1 protein-coding gene is annotated in these 21279 nt (G+C 65.0%); it reads left to right on the plus strand.

The genetic code is table 11. The features are described 5' to 3' along the window. Positions 1–74: 74 nt before the first annotated feature. Complete coding sequence (locus DK870_RS28045; RefSeq protein ID WP_161550315.1) at positions 75–21233, plus strand: non-ribosomal peptide synthase/polyketide synthase; 21159 nt, start codon at positions 75–77, stop codon at positions 21231–21233. Positions 21234–21279: the final 46 nt, after the last annotated feature.

Genomic DNA, 21279 nt, shown 5'->3' on the forward strand with positions numbered 1-21279 from the left:
GACGCCAGGTGCTCAGGTTGTAATTGAAACCGGACTTTCTCGTCACTGTTTTCGAATCTTAAGCAGGTCACACCATGCACTTCAGCGAATTGATGGCAGTTCTTTCGACTCACGCGATCCACCTGCAACGTGAAGAGGATGACCTCGTCATCCTGGGCGACGATGAGGGGCTCGACGATGGGTTGATCGACCACTTGCGCGGACACAAAGCGCAATTGCTGGAGTTGATCGCGCGCAATGGGGGGGACTGGTTGAGCCCGGCCTACCGCATTACGCCGCAGATGCTGCCGTTGACGACCCTGGACCAGGCGACCATTGACCGGATTGTCGACGCCGTGCCGGGCGGCCTGGCCAACGTCAAGGACATCTACCCGCTGGCGCCGCTGCAGGAAGGCATGTTGTACCACCATTTGACGGCGGAGCAGGGCGACCCCTATTTGCTGCAATCGCTGTATGCCTTCGACAGCCGTGCGCGGCTGGAGCACTTCACCCAGGCGTTGCAGTACGTGATCAAGCGCCACGACATCCTGCGCACCACGGTGGTCTGGGAAAGCCTCGATGAACCGATGCAAGTGGTACTGCGCAAGGCCACGTTGATCAGTGAAGAGCTGCATCTGGACCCACGCGACGGCGATGTGCTGGGCCAGTTGCGCAGCCGCTTCGATGCGCGTCACTACCGCCTGGATATCCGCCAGGCGCCGATGATGCGGGTGGCCTTCGCGCTGGATTCGCCGAACCAGCGCTGGGTGGCGGTGCTGTTGTTTCACCATATGGCCCTGGACCACACGGCAATGGAGGTGGTGCAGCACGAAATGCAAGCCTTCCTGCTGGGGCAGACCGAGCACCTGGGCGAGCCGGTACCGTATCGCAACTATGTGGCGCAGGCTCGCCTGGGCGTCAGTGAACAGCAGCATGAAGCGTTCTTTCGCGAGATGCTCAGTGACATCGATGAGCCGACGCTGCCGTTCGGTCTGCAGGACGTGCAGGGTGACGGTCATGGCATCGAAGAAAGCCATCGCATGCTGGATAACGCCTTGAGCCAACGGCTGCGCGTGCAGGCCCGGCAGTTGGGGGTGAGTGCGGCCAGCGTGATGCACCTGGCACTGGCCCAGGTACTGGGTAAAGTCTCCGGCCGCCAGGAGGTGGTGTTCGGCACCGTATTGCTGGGCCGGATGCACGCGGGCGAGGGCTCGGACCGTGCCCTGGGGATGTTCATCAACACCCTGCCGCTGCGTGTGAGTGTGGGCGAGCAAAGCGTGCGCAGTGGCCTGAAACTGACCCACCAGCGGTTGACCGCATTGCTCCAGCATGAACACGCCTCGCTGGCCCTGGCTCAGCGTTGCAGCGCCGTGGCGACGCCGACGCCGCTGTTCAGTGCCATGCTCAACTACCGCCACAGTGCAACCGGCGGCAGTGCCGAGGCGCAGACGGCGTGGGCCGGCATCCAAGCCCTGGGCGCTGAAGAACGCACCAACTACCCGCTGACCGTCAACCTCGACGACCTGGGTGAAGATTTTCATATCACGGTGCTTGCGGATGCCGGAATCGGCGCGGCGCGGATCGCGGATTATCTGCATGCCGCCCTGGAAAGCCAGGTGGCCTCGCTGGAGCACACGCCGCAGGCGGCGCTGCAAACCCTGGGCATTCTGCCGACCGCCGAGCGCCAGCACCTGTTGCACCACTGGAACAGCGGCGATGGCGTATTTGCCGACAGCGCCTTGATCCACCAACAGGTCGAAGCCCGGGCAGCGGCCGAACCCGACGCTACGGCGGTGCTGTTTGAAGACCAGCGCCTGAGCTACGGCGACTTGAACCGCCGCGCCAACCAGGTGGCGTATCGCTTGCTGAGCCTGGGCGTGCGCCCGGATGACCGGGTGGCGATCTGCGTCGAGCGCGGGCTGGACATGATCATCGGTCTGCTCGGCATCCTCAAGGCCGGCGCCGGTTACGTGCCGATCGACCCGGCGTATCCGCAGGAGCGCATCAGCTACACCCTGCAGGACGGTGCGCCGATGGCGGTACTGGTGCAGCAGGCAACCCGTGCCCTGGTGACTGAGTTATCGGTGCCGGTGCTCGAACTGGACGTCGGCGATTGCCAGGCCGAATCCACCCGGAATCCTGATGTACCGGGCCTGACTTCGGCCCACCTGGCCTACGTGATCTACACCTCCGGCTCCACCGGCTTGCCCAAGGGCGTGATGATCGAGCACCGCAACGTGGCGCGCCTGTTCAGCGCCACCGAGAGCTGGTTCCGCTTCAGCGAGCAAGATGTGTGGGCACTGTTCCACTCGTTTGCGTTTGACTTCTCGGTCTGGGAAATCTGGGGCGCGCTGATGCATGGCGGGCAGTTGCTGGTGGTGCCGCAACTGACCAGCCGTTCGCCGGACGCTTGTTATGCGCTGTTGTGCAGCGCCGGGGTGTCCATCCTCAACCAGACGCCGAGTGCCTTCCGTTCATTGATTGCGGCCCAGGGCCAGAGCGAACTCAAGCACTCCCTGCGCCAGGTGATCTTCGGCGGCGAGGCCCTGGAACCGGGGATTCTCAAGCCCTGGTACGCACGCCCAGGCAACGCCGGTACGCAACTGGTGAACATGTACGGCATCACTGAAACCACTGTGCATGTTACGTATCGTGCGCTCGAAGCGGCGGATGCGCAGTTGGTCGGCGTCAGTCCGATTGGCGGGCGCATTCCGGACTTGCAACTGTATGTGCTCGACGAGCAGAACGAACCCGTGCCGGTGGGCGTGGTCGGCGAGTTGTACGTGGGTGGCGCAGGGGTTGCCCGTGGCTACTTGAACCGGCCAGAGTTGAATGCCGAACGGTTCATTGCCGACCCGTTCAGCGGTCGTGCGCAGGCGCGCCTGTACAAGACCGGTGACCTGGCGCGTTGGCAGGCGGACGGCAGCCTTGACTACCTGGGGCGCAACGACGACCAGGTGAAGATCCGTGGCTTCCGTATCGAGCTGGGCGAGATCGAAGCCCGCCTGGCCGCCTGTGAAGGCGTGCGCGAAGCGGTGGTGATTGCCCGCGAAGATGAGCCGGGAGACAAGCGCCTGGTGGCCTATGTGATCGCCGCCGAGGGGGCCGATCCGTCGGCCGCCGAGCTGCGTGCGCAGTTGCTGGTGTCCCTGGCTGACTACATGGTGCCCGCTGCGTTTGTGCGGGTGGCGCAGTTCCCGTTGACCACCAACGGCAAGCTGGACCGCAAGGCGTTGCCGGCGCCGGATGCCGACGCCTTGGCGCGTCGCCAGTTCGAAGCCCCCGAGGGCGAGGTGGAAACCACGATTGCCGCGATCTGGCAGGATTTGCTCGGTGTTGAACACGTGGGCCGCCAGGATCACTTCTTCGAGTTGGGCGGCCATTCGCTGCTGGCGGTCAAGCTGATCGAGCGCATGCGCCAGGTCGGGCTGGGCGCCGATGTGCGTGTGCTGTTCGGCCAGCCGACCCTGGCCGCACTGGCGGCCGCCGTGGCCGATGCGAGCAAGGACGTGGTGGTGCCCGCCAATCGTGTCCCAGAAGGCTGCGCACACATCACCCCGGAAATGCTGCCCCTGGCCACGCTGGATCAAGCCGCCATCGACCGCATCGTCGCAACCGTGCCGGGCGGCGCGTGTAACGTCCAGGAAATCTACAGCCTGGCGCCGCTGCAAGAAGGGATTTTGTACCACCACCTCGCGGCGGCCCAAGGCGATCCGTACCTGCAATACATCACCTTCAGCTTTGACAGCCGCGAGCGCCTGCAACGCTTTGCCGCAGCTCTGCAAGGCGTGATTTCGCGACATGACATCCTGCGCACCGCCGTGGTCTGGGAGCGCCTCGACGAGCCGGTACAGGTGGTCTGGCGCGAGGCGCAACTGGGGATGGATGAGATTCACCTGGACCCGGCCGCCGGGGATATCGCCACGCAATTGACCGAGTGCCTCAACCCGCGTCACCACCGCCTGGATATTCGCCAGGCGCCCATGATGCGCATCGGTTACAGCGAGGATGCGCCCAACCAGCGCTGGGTCGCGGTGTTGCTGCTGCACCATCTGGTGGATGACGCCACGTCGCTGCGTATGCTCATCTCGGAAATCGAAGCTCATACCCGTGGCGAAGAGGCCCTGCTGCCACCGTCGGTGCCGTACCGTCATTATGTGGCTCAGGCGCGCCAGGGCGTGAGTCGCGAAGAGCATGAGGCGTTCTTCAGCGAGATGCTCGGGGACATCGATGAACCGACCCTGCCTTTCGGTCTGCAGGACGTGCAGGGTGAGGGCCACGGTGTCGAAGAGGTCGTCCTGATGCTCGATGACCGCCTCAGCCAGCGCCTGCGCGCGCAGTCCCGCCAGTTGGGGGTGACGCCGGCCAGCCTGTATCACCTGGCGTGGGCACGGGTGCTGGGTGGTGTGTCGGGGCGCACGGATGTGGTGTTCGGCACCGTGTTGCTGGGGCGCTTGCAGGGCGGCGAAGGCTCAGACCGTGCCCTGGGGATGTTCATCAACACCTTGCCGCTGCGGGTCAGCCTCGCTGAAGCCGGCGTACGCGCCATGGTCAAGAGTACCCATGCGCGCCTGACCGGCTTGCTCGGTCATGAGCACGCCTCGCTGGTGCTTGCGCAACGCTGCAGCCAAGTGGCGGCGTCGACGCCGTTGTTCAGTTCGCTGCTCAACTATCGCCAGCTCGGTGGCGCGGACGTTTCGGCACAAGCGCAGACGGCCTGGGAAGGCATTGCCGTGCTCGACAGCAAGGAGCGCACCAACTACCCGCTGACCCTGTCGGTCAACGACATGGGAGAGGCGTTCAGCCTGTCGGTCATGGCCGACGGTTCGATTGGCGCGGCGCGAGTGTGCGGCTACATGCAATGCGTCCTGGAGAATCTGGTCCAGGCCCTGGAACAGACCCCGCAGGCTTCGCTGCAAGGGTTGGCGATGCTGCCGGCGGGCGAGCGCGAACAATTGTTGCAACACTGGAACGCCACCGACAGCCTGTTCGCCGATACCGCATTGCTTCATCACCAGGTCGAGCTGCAGGCGGCTTTACGACCTGAGGCTACGGCGGTGCTGTTTGAAGACCTGCGCCTGAGCTATGGCGACTTGAACCGCCGCGCCAACCAGGTGGCGCATCGCTTGTTGAGCCTGGGCGTGCGCCCGGATGATCGGGTGGCGATCTGCGTCGAGCGCGGGCTGGACATGATCGTCGGCCTGCTCGGCATCCTCAAGGCCGGCGCCGGTTACGTGCCGATTGACCCTGCGTATCCGCAGGAACGCATCAGCTACACCCTGCAAGACAGCACGCCGGTAGCGGTGCTGGTGCAGCAGGCGACCCGTGCCCGGGTGGCCGAGGTGTCGGTGCCGGTGCTCGAACTGGACGGCGGCGATTGCCAGGGTGAGTCCACTCAGAATCCCCACGTCCCGGGCCTGACTTCGGCCAACCTGGCGTACGTGATCTACACCTCCGGCTCCACGGGCCTGCCCAAGGGGGTGATGGTCGAGCACCACAACGTGGCACGCCTGTTCAGCGCCACCGAGGGCTGGTTCAACTTCAACGATCAGGATGTCTGGGCACTGTTCCACTCGTTTGCATTTGACTTCTCGGTCTGGGAAATCTGGGGCGCGCTCATCCACGGTGGGCAGTTGCTGGTGGTACCGCAGCTCACCAGCCGTTCGCCGGACGCCTGTTATGCGCTGTTGTGCAGCGCCGGGGTGACCATCCTCAACCAGACGCCGAGTGCCTTCCGTTCGTTGATTGCGGCCCAGGGCCAGAGTGCCCTGAAGCATTCCCTGCGCCAGGTGATCTTCGGCGGCGAGGCCCTGGAACCGGGGATTCTCAAGCCGTGGTACGCACGCCCAGGCAACGCCGGTACGCAACTGGTGAACATGTACGGCATCACCGAAACCACCGTGCATGTGACGTATCGCGCCCTTGAAGCGGCGGATGCGCAGCGGGTCGGCGTCAGCCCGATTGGCGGGCGCATTCCGGACTTGCAACTGTATATTCTCGACGACCAGCGCGAACCGGTGCCGGTCGGCGTCGTCGGCGAGTTGTACGTGGGGGGCGCGGGGGTTGCCCGTGGCTACTTGAACCGGCCGCAGTTGAACGCCGAACGGTTTATCGCCGACCCGTTCAGCGGTCGTGCGCAGGCGCGCCTGTACAAGACCGGTGACCTGGGACGCTGGCTGGCGGACGGCAGCATTGACTACCTGGGCCGCAACGACGACCAGGTGAAAATCCGTGGTTTCCGTATCGAGCTGGGCGAGATCGAAGCCCGCCTGGCCGCCTGTGAGGGCGTGCGCGAAGCCGTGGTGATTGCCCGTGAAGACGCCCCCGGTAACAAGCGCCTGGTGGCTTATGTGATCGCCGCCGAGGGCGCTGAGCCGTCGGCCGCCGAGCTGCGTACGCAGTTGCTGGTGTCCCTGGCCGATTACATGGTGCCCAGTGCGTTCGTCCTGCTTGAGCGCTTGCCGCTGACCACCAACGGCAAACTCGACCGCAAGGCCTTGCCGGCCCCCGATGGCGATGCCCTGGCCCGTCGCGAATACGAGTGCCCTGAAGGCGAGATGGAACTTACCCTTGCCGCGCTCTGGCAAGAATTGCTCGATGTGGAGCGGGTGGGTCGCCACGACAACTTCTTTGAACTGGGTGGTCATTCGCTGCTGGCGGTCAAATTGATCGAACGCATGCGCCAGATGGACTTGAGCGCCGATGTGCGCGTGCTGTTCGGCCAGCCGACCCTGGCGGCGCTGGCGGCGGCGGTCGGCGGGCATCAGGCACTGGAGGTGCCGGCCAACCGCATTGAGCCGGACTGCCAGCGCATCACCCCGGACCTGTTGCCCCTGGCCGACCTAGACCAGGCCGCTATCGACCGCATCGTCGCGAGCGTGCCGGGCGGCGTGCGCAATGTGCAGGATATCTACGGCCTGGCGCCGCTGCAGGACGGCATGCTCTACCACCATCTGGCGGCGCCGCAAGGCGATGCCTACCTGCTGCATATGTTGTTCACCTTCACCGGGCCTGAGCCGGTGAACCTGTTCGCCAAGGCGCTGCAAAGCGTGATCGAGCGGCACGACATCCTGCGCAGCAGCATCGCCTGGGAAGGACTCGAGGATCCGGTACAGGTCGTTTGGCGTCAGGCAACCCTGGGACTGGAAGAGGTGGTGATCGACCCGGCGGACGGTGACGTGCTGACGCAGTTGCACGAGCAGTTCGACCCACGCCATTACCGTCTGGACCTGAGCCGTGCGCCGTTGATGCACTTGGCCTACGCCCAGGACAGCGCCCATCAGCGCTGGGTCGGCATCCTGTTGTTCCATCACATGGTGCTCGACCACACCGCGCTTGAGGTGCTGATCGAAGAAGTCCAGGCCAGCCTGAAAGGCCACACCGAAAACTTGGCGCCGTCGATTCCCTATCGCAACCATGTGGCGCAGTCGCGCCTGGGCGCGGATCGACAGGCCCATGAACGCTTTTTCGAAGGCATGCTCGGTGACATCGATGAACCGACCCTGGCCTTCGGCCTGCGCGATGTGCAGGGCGATGGCAGCGGTGTCGAAGAAGCCCACCTGATGCTCGACAGCCAACTGAGCGGGCGCTTGCGCGAGCAGGCGCGCTTGCTTGGCGTCAGCGCCGCCAGCCTGGTGCACCTGGCCTGGGGCCAGGTGTTGGCGCAGGTCGCGGGGCGTGACGATGTGGTCTTCGGCACGGTGTTGCTCGGCCGCCTGCAAGGCGGTGAAGGCGCCGGCCGTGCCTTGGGCCTGTTCATCAATACCTTGCCGTTGCGTGTGAGCATTGGCGGGCAGGGCGCCCGCGAGGCCGTGCGTGTCACGCATGAGCGGCTGTCGCAATTGCTCGCCCATGAGCACGCGTCATTGTCCCTGGCCCAACAGTGCAGCGGCCTGCCGGCGACGCAGGCGCTGTTCAATACATTGCTCAACTACCGGCACAGCGCGCCGGTCGAGGCCTCTAGCGCGGATATCGCCGCGTGGGACGGTATCCAGGCGGTGAGCATGGAAGAGCGCACCAACTATCCGCTGGTGTTGAACGTCGATGATTTTGGCGCCGGCTTCCAGCTCAACGCCCAGGCGCTGGTGAAAATCGGTGCACAACGGATTTGCGGCTTTATGCAGGTGGCCCTGGCACACCTGGTCAGCGCGTTGGAGCACACGCCACACCAGCCGTTGAGTCAGTTCTCGGTGCTGTCGGCCGCCGAACGGGATGCCGTGCTGGTTGACGTCAACGCCACTGCCGTCGATTACCCCGAGGCGCAGACTATCCACCGCCTGTTCGAGGCTCAGGTCGAATGCCAGCCGGATGCCACGGCCGTGCGCCAGGACGACCAGCACATCACTTATCGCCAGCTTAATCAGCGCGCCAATCAGTTGGCCCACCGCCTGCTCGAAGAGGGTGTGCGTCCGGATGACCGGGTGGCCATCTGCGCGCGTCGCAGCCTGGAAACCCTGGTCGGCCTGGTGGCGATCCTCAAGGCCGGTGCGGCGTATGTGCCGATCGATCCGGCGCACCCGCAGGAGCGCATCAACTACCTGTTGCAGGATTGCGACCCGGTGCTGGTGCTGGCGCAATCGAGCACGCGCTCGCTGCTCAGCCACACCGAACGGCCGGTGATCGAGCTGGACAGCGACCAGTGGCACCGTCGTCCGACGCTCAACCCGAGCGTGGCGGGCCTGACGCCGGCGAACCTGGCTTATGTGATCTACACCTCCGGTTCCACCGGCTTGCCCAAGGGCGTGATGGTCGAGCACCGCACCCTGGAGAACCTGGTGCACTGGCATTGCCAGGCGTTCGATCTGCACGCGGGTGGGCACACTTCCAGTGTCGCCGGGTTCGGTTTCGATGCCATGGCCTGGGAAGTCTGGCCTGCCCTGTGTGTGGGCGCGACGTTGCACCTGCCTCCCGCCAAGCAGGGCAGCGAAGACATCGACGCGCTGTTGCGCTGGTGGCTGGCGCAACCGCTGCACGTGAGCTTCCTGCCGACCCCGGTGGCGGAGTACGCGTTCAGTCAGCAGTTGCAACACCCGACCCTGAAAACCTTGCTGATCGGCGGCGACCGCCTGCGTCAGTTCAGCACGCCGCAGCGCTTCGATGTGGTCAACAACTATGGTCCGACCGAAGCCACGGTGGTCGCGACCTGCGGCCTGATTGAGGCCGGCAAGGCCCTGCACATTGGCAAACCCATCGCCAACACCCAGGTCTATCTGCTCGACGAGCACCTCAAACCGGTGCCGCAGGGTGTGGCCGGTGAGCTGTACGTCGGGGGGGCCGGTGTGGCGCGCGGTTACCTGAACCGTGCGGAACTGACCGCCGAACGCTTTTTGCAGGACCCGTTCAACCAGGACCCGCAGGCTCGCCTGTATCGCACCGGCGACCTCGCGCGTTGGCTGGAGGACGGCACGCTGGACTACCTGGGGCGCAATGACGACCAGGTGAAGATCCGCGGCGTACGAATTGAACTGGGTGAAATCGAAACCTGCCTGGCCGAGCACCCGGACGTCAGCGAAACCGTGGTGCTGGCCCGTGACGGGCGCCTGGTGGCGTATTTCACCGAACACCAGGCCCTTGACCGCCAGGCCCTGCGCAGTTGGTTGCAGGCGCAATTGCCGGAGTACATGGTGCCAGCGGCGTATGTGCGCCTGGACAGCCTGCCGTTGACCGCCAACGGCAAACTCGACCGCAAGGCCCTGCCGGTTCCCGATCAGGATGCCGTGCTCAGTCGCGGTTACGAAGCGCCCCAGGGCGAAGTGGAAACCGCCCTGGCGCAGATCTGGAGCCAAGTGCTCAAGGTCGAGCAGGTCGGGCGTGAGGATCATTTCTTTGAGCTGGGCGGGCACTCGCTGCTGGCCATGCGCTTGATCTCCCAGGTGCGCCTGCACCTCGGGGTGGAACTGGACCTCGCGGACCTGTTCGCCCATCCGCAACTGACCGCGCTGGCGCAGGTGGTGGCCAAGGCCGGGCGCAGCAGCCTGCCGCCGATTGTACCGGTGTCCCGAGAAGAGTCCTTGCCGCTGTCGTTTGCCCAGCAGCGCCTGTGGTTCCTGGCGCAAATGGAGAATGCCGGGGCGGCTTACAACATGCCGGTCGGCCTGGGCCTGCGCGGCGCGCTGGATATCCTGGCGCTGGAGCGTGCACTGGCGCGAATTGTCAGCCGCCATGAGGTGCTGCGCAGTGTCTTCGTGATGGATAACGATGAGCCGCAACTGCGGATCACACCTGTCGAAGGTTCATTTGTACTGGAACAGGCTGACCTGCGCGGGCAGGCCGATGCCGCGCAGCGCTTGCAGGTGTTGACCGAATATGAAGCGTCGACACCGTTCGACCTGGTCAACGGGCCGCTGCTGCGCGCACGCCTGGTACGCATGGGCGACGAGCACTCGGTGTTGCTGCTGACCCTGCACCACATTGCCTCTGACGGCTGGTCGATGGGCGTGCTGAGCCGCGAAATGGTGCTGTTGTATGGCGCCTTCAGCCAGGGCCTCGCCGATCCATTGCCACCGCTGACGCTGCAATATGCCGACTTCGCCGTCTGGCAACGCCGCTGGTTGAGTGGCGAGGTGTTGCACAAGCAGAACCTGTATTGGCAGCAAACCCTGGCCGGCGCGCCGGCCATACTGACCCTGCCGACCGACCGGCCACGCCCGGCGCAACAGGATTTCTCCGGCGCGGTGCTGGCGTTGCAACTGGATAAGGCACTGACTCAGGGCCTCAAGGACCTGAGTCAACGACATGGCACCTCGTTGTACATGAGCCTGCTGGCGGCATGGGGTGTCTTGTTGGCGCGTTTGTCCGGGCAGGATGAAGTGGTGATCGGCTCGCCGGTGGCCAACCGCAACCAGCTGGAGCTGGAAGGTCTGATCGGCCTGTTCGTCAACACGCTGGCGCTGCGCATCGATACCTCGGGCGAACCGACGGTGCAAACCCTGCTGGCGCGGGTCAAGGCCAGGACGCTGGGTGCGCAGGCGCATCAGGACCTGCCGTTCGAACAAGTGGTCGACATCGTCAAACCGGTGCGCAGCATGGCCTACAGCCCGGTGTTCCAGGCCATGTTGACCTGGCAGGGCAGTGAAGGCGGCGGCGCACCGGTCGTCGGCGACTTGATCATGGAGGACGGCGGCCAAGTCAACACATCGGCGAAGTTTGATCTGTCCCTGGAGTTAAGCGAAGCCCAGGGCCATATCATCGGCTCTTTGAGCTATGCCACGGCGCTGTTCGACGAGGCGACCCTCAAGCGTCACCTGGGCTACTTCGAGCGCCTGCTGCACGCGATGGTTGCCGACGATCAAGGCGTGCTGGCCCGCGTGCCCCTGCTGGATGAGCGGGAGCGCCAGCAGCAGTTGGCCGGCCTCAGTGGCCTGCACACGCCGCTCCACCCCGGCACCGTACACAGCCTGTTTGAAGCCCAGGCCATGCGCACCCCCGATGCGCTGGCGGTGCAGACGGCGGCTGTGACGCTGACTTACCGTCAGCTTAACGAGCGGGCCAACCAGTTGGCCCATCACCTGCGTGAGCTCGGCGTGGTGCCGGATGCCCGCGTGGCGATTTGCGTGGAGCGCAGCGCCGAGCTGATCGTCGGGTTGCTGGCGATTCTCAAGGCCGGAGGCGCCTATGTGCCGATCGACCCGAACTACCCGCTCGAACGCATTCATTACATGCTCAAGGACAGCGCCCCGGCGGCGTTACTGGTGCACGCTGCGACCGCGCAACTGGCCGCTGCGGGCGGCCTGCCCGTGGTCGACCTCGACCGTGAGGCGTGGCGCGGGCAAGCGCTGGACAACCCACAGGTGCCCGGGCTGAGCGCGAAACACCTGACCTATGTGATCTATACCTCGGGCTCCACCGGGCAGCCAAAAGGCGTGATGGTCGAACACCAGGGCGTGGTCAACATGCTCCACTGGTACCTCGAAGACGTCGGGCTGGACGCCGACGACGCGGTGTTGTTGCTGACGTCGCACAGCTTCGACCTGACCCAGAAAAATATCTTCGCCAGCCTGGCCGTCGGCGCTACCTTGCACCTGGCCGACAGCCCGTTTGATCCTGCGAGCATCGTGCGCCAGATCGACGCGCAGGCGATCACCCATATCAACCTGGCCCCGAGTGCGTTCTATACGTTGATCGACGCCGATCAACAGCACGTCTTGAGCCGCCTGCGCCGGGTCGTGCTCGGCGGTGAGCCGATCAAACTGTCGCAGTTGGAGAAACTGCGGGCGCCGCGTCCGCAATTCATCAACAGCTATGGCCCGACCGAGTGCAGCGACGTGGTCGCCTGGCACGGCATCAATGCGGATCTTGCCAGCTATGGAGCAGGGGATATTCCGCTCGGCCAGCCGTTGCGCAACCTGACGCTCTACGTGCTGGACGCCTACGGGCAACAGGTCCCTACCGGCAGCGTCGGCGAGTTGTACATCGGTGGCGCGGGCGTGGCACGCGGTTACCTCAATCGCGAGGACCTGACGGCCGAACGTTTCCTCGACGACCCGTTCACCGCCCAAGGACGCATGTACCGCACGGGCGACCTGGCGCGTTACCGCGCGGACGGCACCCTCGACTACCTCGGGCGTAATGATGACCAGGTCAAGATTCGCGGCCTGCGCATAGAACTGGGTGAAATCGAAGCCTTGCTCGCCGCCCATCCCGAGGTGCTTGAAGCAGCCGTACTGGTGCGCGACGAGCGCCTGGTGGCTTACTTCACCGCGCACGTGGCGGGGCAGGCGCCTCAGATCGAGGACCTGCGGACTTACCTGCAAAACGAACTGCCGGACTACATGGTGCCGTCGGCCTATGTTCAGTTGCCGGCACTGCCGTTGAGCCCCAACGGCAAGCTGGATCGCAAGGCGCTGCCGGCACCGGGGCTCGATGCGGTGGTCAGTGGGGTGTATGAAGCCCCCGAGGGCGACATTGAAACGACGCTGGCGCAGATCTGGCAAGACCTGCTGGGGCTTGAACAGGTCGGTCGCCACGGGCATTTCTTCGAATTGGGCGGGCACTCGCTGCTGGCGATGCGTTTGATTTCCCAAGTGCGCCAGCGCATGGGGGTGGAGTTGGCCCTGGCCGAGCTGTTTGCCCATCCGCAGTTGGCGGCGTTGGGCCAAGTATTGGCCCAGGCGGCACGCAGCACCTTGCCGGCGATCTTGCCGGTGCCACGGGACCAGGATTTGCCGCTGTCGTTTGCCCAGCAACGCTTGTGGTTCCTGGCGCAGATGGAAGGCGCCAGCACCGCCTACAACATGCCGATCGCCCTCGGGCTGCGCGGTCAGCTGGATGCCCAGGCGCTGGAGCGCGCACTGACAGCTATCGTGGCGCGCCATGAGGCGCTGCGTAGCCGGTTCGTGCAGCACAACCATGAGCCGCTGGTGCGTATCGAGCCGGCCGAGCGGGCGTTCGCGCTGCTGCGCCTGGAAGTGGACAGCGATGCCGATCTGCAGGTGCACGTCAGCCAAGAGGCGCTTGAACCCTTCGATCTGGAGCAAGGCCCGCTGATTCGTGCACGCCTGGTGCGGCGCGCCGACGATCACCATGTGCTGTTGTTGACCATGCACCACATCGTTTCCGATGGTTGGTCGATGGGCGTACTGACCCGTGAGTTGATGGCGCTGTATGAAGCGTTCCGTCTGGGGCAGGCCGACCCGCTGCCACCGCTGGCCCTGCAATACGGCGATTTTGCCGTGTGGCAACGGCGTTGGTTGAGCGGCGAGGTGTTGCAGCAACAGAGCCAGTACTGGCAGCAGGCGTTGGCGGATGCGCCCGCCTTGCTATTGTTGCCCACCGACCGCCCACGGCCGGCCCGGCAGGACTACAGCGGTGCGACCTTGAGCCTGTTGCTCGATGTCAACCTGACCGCCGGGCTCAAGGCCCTGAGTCAGCGTCATGGCACCACGCTGTACATGACCATGATGGCCGCGTGGGGCGCGTTGCTCTGCCGTCTGTCCGGCCAGGATGAGGTGGTGATCGGCTCGCCGGCGGCCAACCGCATGCGTGCAGAAGTCGAAGGGCTGATCGGCCTGTTCGTCAACACCCTGGCGGTGCGCATAGGGGCCGGCGAAGAGCTGACCGTGGCTGCGCTGCTGGCCCATGCCAAGGACCGCACCCTGGCGGCGCAGGCCCATCAGGACTTGCCGTTCGAACAAGTGGTGGAAGTGCTCAAGCCGGCGCGCAGCCTGGCCCACAGCCCGGTGTTCCAGACCTTGCTGACCTGGCAGAGCAGCGATGCGCCGAGCCTGGTAATGGGTGATCTGCAGTTCGAAGGGCTCGGTGAGGCCGGCAACTTTGCCAAGTTCGACCTGTCCCTGGACCTCGGCGAAATGCAGGGACACATCGCCGGGACCCTGGAGTACGCCACGGCGCTGTTCGACGAGACCACCTTGCAACGTTACCTGGGGTATTTCGAGTGCCTGCTGCAGGCCATGGTTGCCGACGACCAGGCCGTGCTGGCGCATATTCCCTTGATCGATGAAGACGAGCGCGACTACCTGTTGCACGGCCTCAACGACACCCACGTGGCCTATGCGCAGGACAGCACCATTCACCAACTGTTCGAAGCCCAGGTCGAGGCGCATCCGGATGCGATTGCCGTGGCGTTCGAACAGCAGCGCATCAGTTATGCGCAGTTGAACCGTCGGGCCAACCGCCTGGCGCACCACTTGATCGGCCTGGGCATCGGCCCGGATGACCGCGTGGCGATCTGCGCCGAACGCGGCGATGAAGTATTGGTGGGCTTGCTCGGGGTGCTCAAGGCCGGCGGCGCGTATGTGCCGCTGGACCCCAATTACCCGCCGGAGCGCCTGGCCTACATGATCGCCGACAGCGCACCGTCGGCCGTGCTGACCCAGCGCGCGTTGCAGGATCGGCTGCCGCCCCTGGCGATTGCGCAGGTGTTGCTGGACGAGCCACACAGCGGTGCCGAGCACAACCCGCAAGTGCCGGGGCTGACAGCCCGCCACCTGGCGTATGTGATCTACACATCAGGTTCCACCGGCAATCCCAAGGGCGTGATGATCGAACATCGCGGGCTGGTCAACTACAGCCTGGACGCCGCGCGCCTGTTCGGCCTGACCGCGCAGGACACGGTTTTGCAGCAGAACACCCTGAACTTCGACCTGTCGGTGGAGGAAATCTTCCCAGCCTGGCTGGCCGGCGCGACCCTGGCGCCAAGCCGTTATGTGTTTGGTACCGAGGCCGCACGGGACCCGGCGATCACGCCGACCTTCCTGCACTTGACGGCGGCGCACTGGCACACCCTGGCCGCCGAATGGCACCACAGCCCGGAGCAGGCGCAGGCGCATTTGCGCCATGTACGGTTGATCAACGTGACCGGTGATGCACTGTCGGCGCAGAAGTTGAAGCTGTGGGACGAGGTTCGCCCGGCCCATACCCGGCTGATCAACACGTATGGCCCGACGGAAGCGACGGTGTCCTGCACCACCGCTTATGTGACCCACACGGGCGATACCACGGGCAATACCACCATCGGTAAACCGATGGCCAACACCCGCATCTACCTGCTCGATAGCCAGCAGCAACCGGTACCGTTCGGGGTGGCGGGAGAGATCTTCATCGGCGGTGACGGTGTGGCACGGGGGTACCTGAACCTCGACCAGATCAGTGCCGAGCGCTTCCTCGCCGACCCGTTCAACGACGCCCCGGGGGCGCGGATGTACAAGACCGGTGACCTGGCGCGCTACCTGGCGGATGGTTCCCTCGAGTACCTGGGCCGCAACGATTTCCAGGTCAAGGTGCGCGGCTTCCGGATTGAACTGGGCGAGATCGAATCGCGCCTTGGCAACTGTGCCGGGGTCAAGGAAGCGGCGGTGATCGCTCGCGAAGACCGTCCTGGCGAGAAGCGCCTGGTGGCCTACGTGGTGCCGCACGCCGGGGTCAGCTTGACGGCGGCCGGTTTGCGCAGCTACCTGGCGCCGTTGCTGGCCGAATACATGATCCCGTCGGCGTTCGTGAGCCTCGACGCGTTGCCGCTCACGCCCAACCGCAAACTGGACCGCAAGGCCTTGCCGGCGCCGGATCAGTCGGCGGTGGCCAGCCGCGATTACCAGGCTCCCGAGGGGCGCATTGAACGCAGCCTGGCGCTGATCTGGGCACAGGTGCTGCAACTGGAGCAGGTCGGTCGGCATGACAACTTCTTCGAGCTGGGCGGCCATTCGCTGCTGGCGGTCAAGTTGGTCGAGCGCATGCGCCAGGACGACCTGCGGGTCGACGTCGGTGCCTTGTTTACCCACCCGACCCTGGCCGGCCTGGCCAAGGTCGTGGGCAGCCGCCGTGCGCTGGAGGTGCCGGCCAACGGCATCACTGCCGAGTGCCAACGCATTACGCCGTCGATGCTGCCGCTGGCCAGTCTCAACCAGGACGAAATCGACAGCCTTGTCGCCGGCGTGCCGGGCCAATTGGCCAACGTGCAAGATATCTACGGCATGACGCCGTTGCAGGAAGGCATCCTTTATCACCACTTGCTGGCCGATGAGGGCGACCTTTACCTGGAACAGGCCTCGTTTCATTTCGACAGCCGCGAGCGTCTCGAGGCATTTGCCCAGGCCTTGCAGGGCGTGATTGAGCGCAACGATATCTTGCGTTCCACGATGCGTTGGGAAGGCTTGAGCGAGCCGGTACAGGTGGTGTTGCGTCATGTGCCGTTCGCACTGGAAGAGATCAGCCTGGAAGGCGAGGAAGAGGCCGGTGCGCAACTGCGTGAGCGTTTCAACCCGCAGCATTTCCGCATGGACCTGCGTGATGCACCGTTGATGCGCCTGGTGTGCGCCTACGATCGGTCGCAACAACGCTGGGCCGCGTTGCTGATGTTCCATCACATGCTGTTCGATCACGTCGCCATGGACCTCCTGCAATACGAGTTGCAGGCCTTCCTGGCGGGTGAGGAAGCCCGCCTGAGTGCAGCGGTGCCGTATCGCAACTATGTGGCCCAGGCGCGCCTGGGGATGACCGAACAGGAACATGAAGCGTTCTTCGGCGCGATGCTGGCCGATATTGATGAACCGACCCTGCCGTTCGGCCTGCACACAGTGCAAGCCGGTGGCACGCTGGAACTGGCACGACTGCCTGTGGAAGAGGGCCTCGGCCAGCGCCTGCGCAGCGCTGCCCGGCAACTGGGGGTGAGTGCCGCAAGCCTGATGCATGTGGCTTGGGCTCAGGTGCTGGCGCATGTCTGCGGCCAGGATGATGTGGTGTTCGGCACCGTGCTGATGGGTGGCATGCAGGGCGGTGAACGCGCCCTGGGGCTGTTTATCAACACCTTGCCGTTGCGCATCAGCGTCGGTGCCGAAGGTGCACAGGCCGGGGTCAAGGCCACGCATGCACGCTTGAGCACTTTGCTGAGCCATGAGCATGCCTCCCTGGCGTTGGCGCAGCGTTGCAGCGGCGTGGCCGCGCCGGCACCGCTGTTTAGTGCCTTGCTCAACTACCGTCACAGCGCGGGCACTGCCTCCAGTGAGGACATGGCTGTATGGAGCGGTATCCAGGCCCTGGGCGGTGAAGAACGCAGCAACTACCCGCTGTCGCTGGACATCGATGACTTCGGCCAGGCGTTTGCGCTGACCGTCCAGGTCAGCCCGGACGTCGGTGCGCAGCGTGTGTGTGCGTACATGCACGCTGCGCTGGACAGCCTGGTGGACGCCCTGGAGCGCACGCCGCAGGCGTCGCTGAGCAGCCTGGAAGTGCTGCCGCTGAGCGAGCGCCGCCAAGTGTTGCTGGACTTCAACCAGACCCGCACCAGTGATCCGCAGGACCAACTGATCCATGAGCTGTTCGAGCAGCAGGTGCTGCGTAACCCCGACGCGGTTGCGCTGGAGTTCGATGGCCAGTCGCTGAGCTACGCCGAGCTCAATGCCCAGGCCAACCAGTTGGCCCATCATTTGATCGCTCTTGGCGTGCAGCCTGATGACCGCGTGGCCATCGCCCTGGAGCGCGGTACGCAGATGATCGTGGCATTGCTCGCGAGCCTGAAGGCCGGCGCCGCGTATGTGCCGCTCGACCCGGCCTACCCGGCGCAGCGTCTGGCGTTCATGCTGGCCGACAGCGCACCGCGTGTGTTGCTCAGCGAGTACGCGGTGCTGCCGTTGCTCGGTGCGCTGCCGGAAGGCTTGCAGGTGGTGACCTTGAACAGTGCGCTGCAACCGTGGCGTGAGTTGAGCGAGCACAACCCGTCGGCGACTGAGCTGGGGCTTGGCGGCGAACATCTGGCCTACGTGCTCTACACCTCCGGGTCCACGGGCACGCCCAAAGGTGTGATGATCGAGCATGCCGGGTTGTGCAACGAGATCCGCGCAATCAGCGGCTTGACCGGCCTGACGGCGGGCGATCGTGCGCTGCAATTTGCGACCATCAGCTTCGATGCGTCCATCGAGGAGATTTTCGCTGCGCTGACCTGTGGTGCGACCCTGGTGGTGCGCAGTGCCGCCTGGTTGACTGATGCCGCTCAATTCTGGGCACTGGCGGCGCAGGCGCGCTTGTCGGTGATCAGCCTGCCGACGCGCTTCTGGCAGGGCCTGGCGGACGATCATGCGAGTGTCATTCCGGCCTCGGTACGGGTGATCGTGGTCGGTGGTGAAGAACTGAGCCCGGAAGCGGTGCAGCACTGGTTCCTGCGCAGTGGGCACACGCCACGTTTGCTCAATACCTACGGCCCGACTGAAGCCACGATTATCGCCACCGCCAACGAGGTGTGCGCGGCCAACCCGCATCCGCGCGCAATCGGGCGCCCGATTGCCAACACCCGGGTGTATGTGTTGGATGCCCATGGGCATCCGACCGGGTTGGGGGTGGCCGGCGAGATTCATATCGCCGGTGCCGGTATCGCCCGGGGTTATCTCAACCAGCCGCAACTGAGCAGCGAGCGCTTCCTGGCCGACCCGTTCAGCGAGGTACCGGGGCGCCTGTATAAAACCGGCGATCTGGGCCGCTGGCTGCCGGACGGCACCCTGGAATACCTGGGCCGTAACGACGACCAAGTGAAAATCCGCGGCTTCCGCATCGAGCTGGGTGAAGTCGAGAGCGCGCTGCTGGCCTGTGAAGGGGTGCGCGCGGCGGTGGTCATGGCGCGTGACGACAGCGAAGGGCAGGTCAGCGGCAAACAGCTGGTCGCCTACCTGTGCGGTACGCCGGGTTCGGTCGAGCAGTTGCGCGAAGAGCTGCTGACCCACCTGCCGCAGTACATGCTGCCCAGTGCCTATGTACAACTGGACAGCCTGCCGGTGACGCCGAACGGCAAGCTGGACCGCAAGGCCCTGCCTGCACCTGAGCAGGTGATGCTCAGCCGCGACTATGAGGCACCGGCCGATGCGCTGGAAGAACGCTTGGCGGCCCAATGGGCGTTGGCGTTGAAACTGCCACGGGTTGGGCGTCACGACAGTTTCTTTGAAATGGGTGGGCATTCCCTGCTGGCTATCCGTCTGGTCAGCCTGTTGGCTCAGGTCGAGGTCCAGGTGACGCTGGCGGAGTTGTTCCAGCATGCCAGCGTCGCGTCGATGGCTGCGCTGTTGCGCTTGCGCACCGAGGTACCGGTGGCGGAGCAAGGGCTTGTCACCGTGCGTGCCGAGGGGACGCAGGCACCGTTGTTCCTGGTGCATGAGTTCAGTGGCTTGAACGTGTATTTCCCAGCGCTGGGCCAGCATCTGGATGCTGATATTCCGGTGTACGGGCTCGAGGGCGTGGCCTGGGGCGAGCCGCAATTGCGCACCCTGGAATGCCTGGCGGCGCGGCATATCGACTTGATGCGCAGGGTTCAGCCGCACGGCCCGTACCGCCTGGCCGGCTGGTCGTTCGGTGGGGTATTGGCGTACGAAATCGCCGCGCAGTTGATCGGTATGGATGAGGAGGTCGCGTTCCTCGGCCTGCTCGATACCCACGTGCCGCGCCTGGTGGATCAGGGCAGGGCACGCTGGTCGGTGGCCCATGCCCACCAGTTGCACCTGCTGGAACAATGCCGCGCCTACTGCCAGGCCCAGGTGCCGGTGGACGGTCACGCACTGGCGAGCCTGGAGCAACTGGAGTCCGAAGCCGAGCACATGGCCTTTGATGAGCTGTGGCAGCGCGTCCGTGACGCCGGTTGGCTGCAGCCGCAGTTGGCGGCGCTGTCGCGTGAAGCGCTGTGGGCCTACCTGGACCGTGAGGTTGCCCACGGCCATGCACAGGCGCATTACAGCCTGTTCCCATTGAACCTCCCGGTGTATCTGTTTACCGCCGAACAGCGCATGGACGAGGCCTCGCGCAGCAGCGAAAGCCTGGGCTGGGAGCAGATCGTGCCGGCCGCGTTGCTGCACCGCATCGATGTGTCGGGCGATCACCAGAGCATGATGCAGGCGCCGCATATCGCGGCGTTGGGCAAGGCCATCGGTACGGCGCTGAACGCTACACCGCCGGCGCCGACGCAGGCGGGGTATCAGCCGGTGTTGACGATCCAGAGCGGGCAGGCGGGGCGAGCACCGATCTTCTGTATTCCCGGCGCCGGTGACAGTGTCACCGGGTTTATCGGCCTGACCGATGCGTTCGGACCGGGCTGGCCGATCCATGGCCTGCAGCCTCGTGGGCTGGACGCCAAGGCGGTGCCGCATAGCCGCGTGGAATCGGCGGCGCGCGCCTATCTGGTGGCGCTGGAGCAGCACTGCCCAAGCGGGCCGGTGCATCTGCTCGGGCATTCCTTCGGCGGCTGGGTGGCGTTCGAGATGGCCCTGCGCCTGCAGGCCCAGGGGCGTGAAGTGCTGTCCTTGAGCCTGATCGACAGTGAGGCCCCTGGCGGCACGGGTGTGGCGGGCCAGCCCTACACGGCGACCGGCGTATTGCAGCGCTTGATTGAAACCATGCAACTGGCGGCCGGCAAGCCTTTCGGGATTGATCCGCAGGTGTTTGCCGGCCTGGATGAAGCCGCCCAGTGGGTCGCGTTGCACCGTGCCATGGTGCAGGTCGGCATGCTTTCCGCGCGTTCGACGCCTGATGTGATGTTCGGACCGGCGCGGGCTTTCGGTGCCGCGCTGCGCACGGTTTACCAGCCACGCCAGCGCTACAACGGCCAGGTCCGCCTGGTGCTGGCCGATGATCCGAGCCTGGATGCAGAGGGCAATCAGCGTGAGCAGGCCGGCATGATCGAGGGCTGGAGCCGGTTCACCGATCACCTGGAAACCTGGTACGGCCCAGGTAACCATTTCACCCTGCTCAAGGCGCCGCATGTCTACAGCCTGGCGTCCTGGTGGCATGACGGGCTGGCCGTATCGGTCGGCAAGGTGACCTCATGAGGTGTGACAGAGGGGGAGTCGGCACGGGCGCTTGCGCCCTAACCTG

The sequence above is a fragment of the Pseudomonas sp. Q1 genome (assembly GCF_009935975.1).
Lineage (GTDB): Bacteria > Pseudomonadota > Gammaproteobacteria > Pseudomonadales > Pseudomonadaceae > Aquipseudomonas > Aquipseudomonas palleroniana.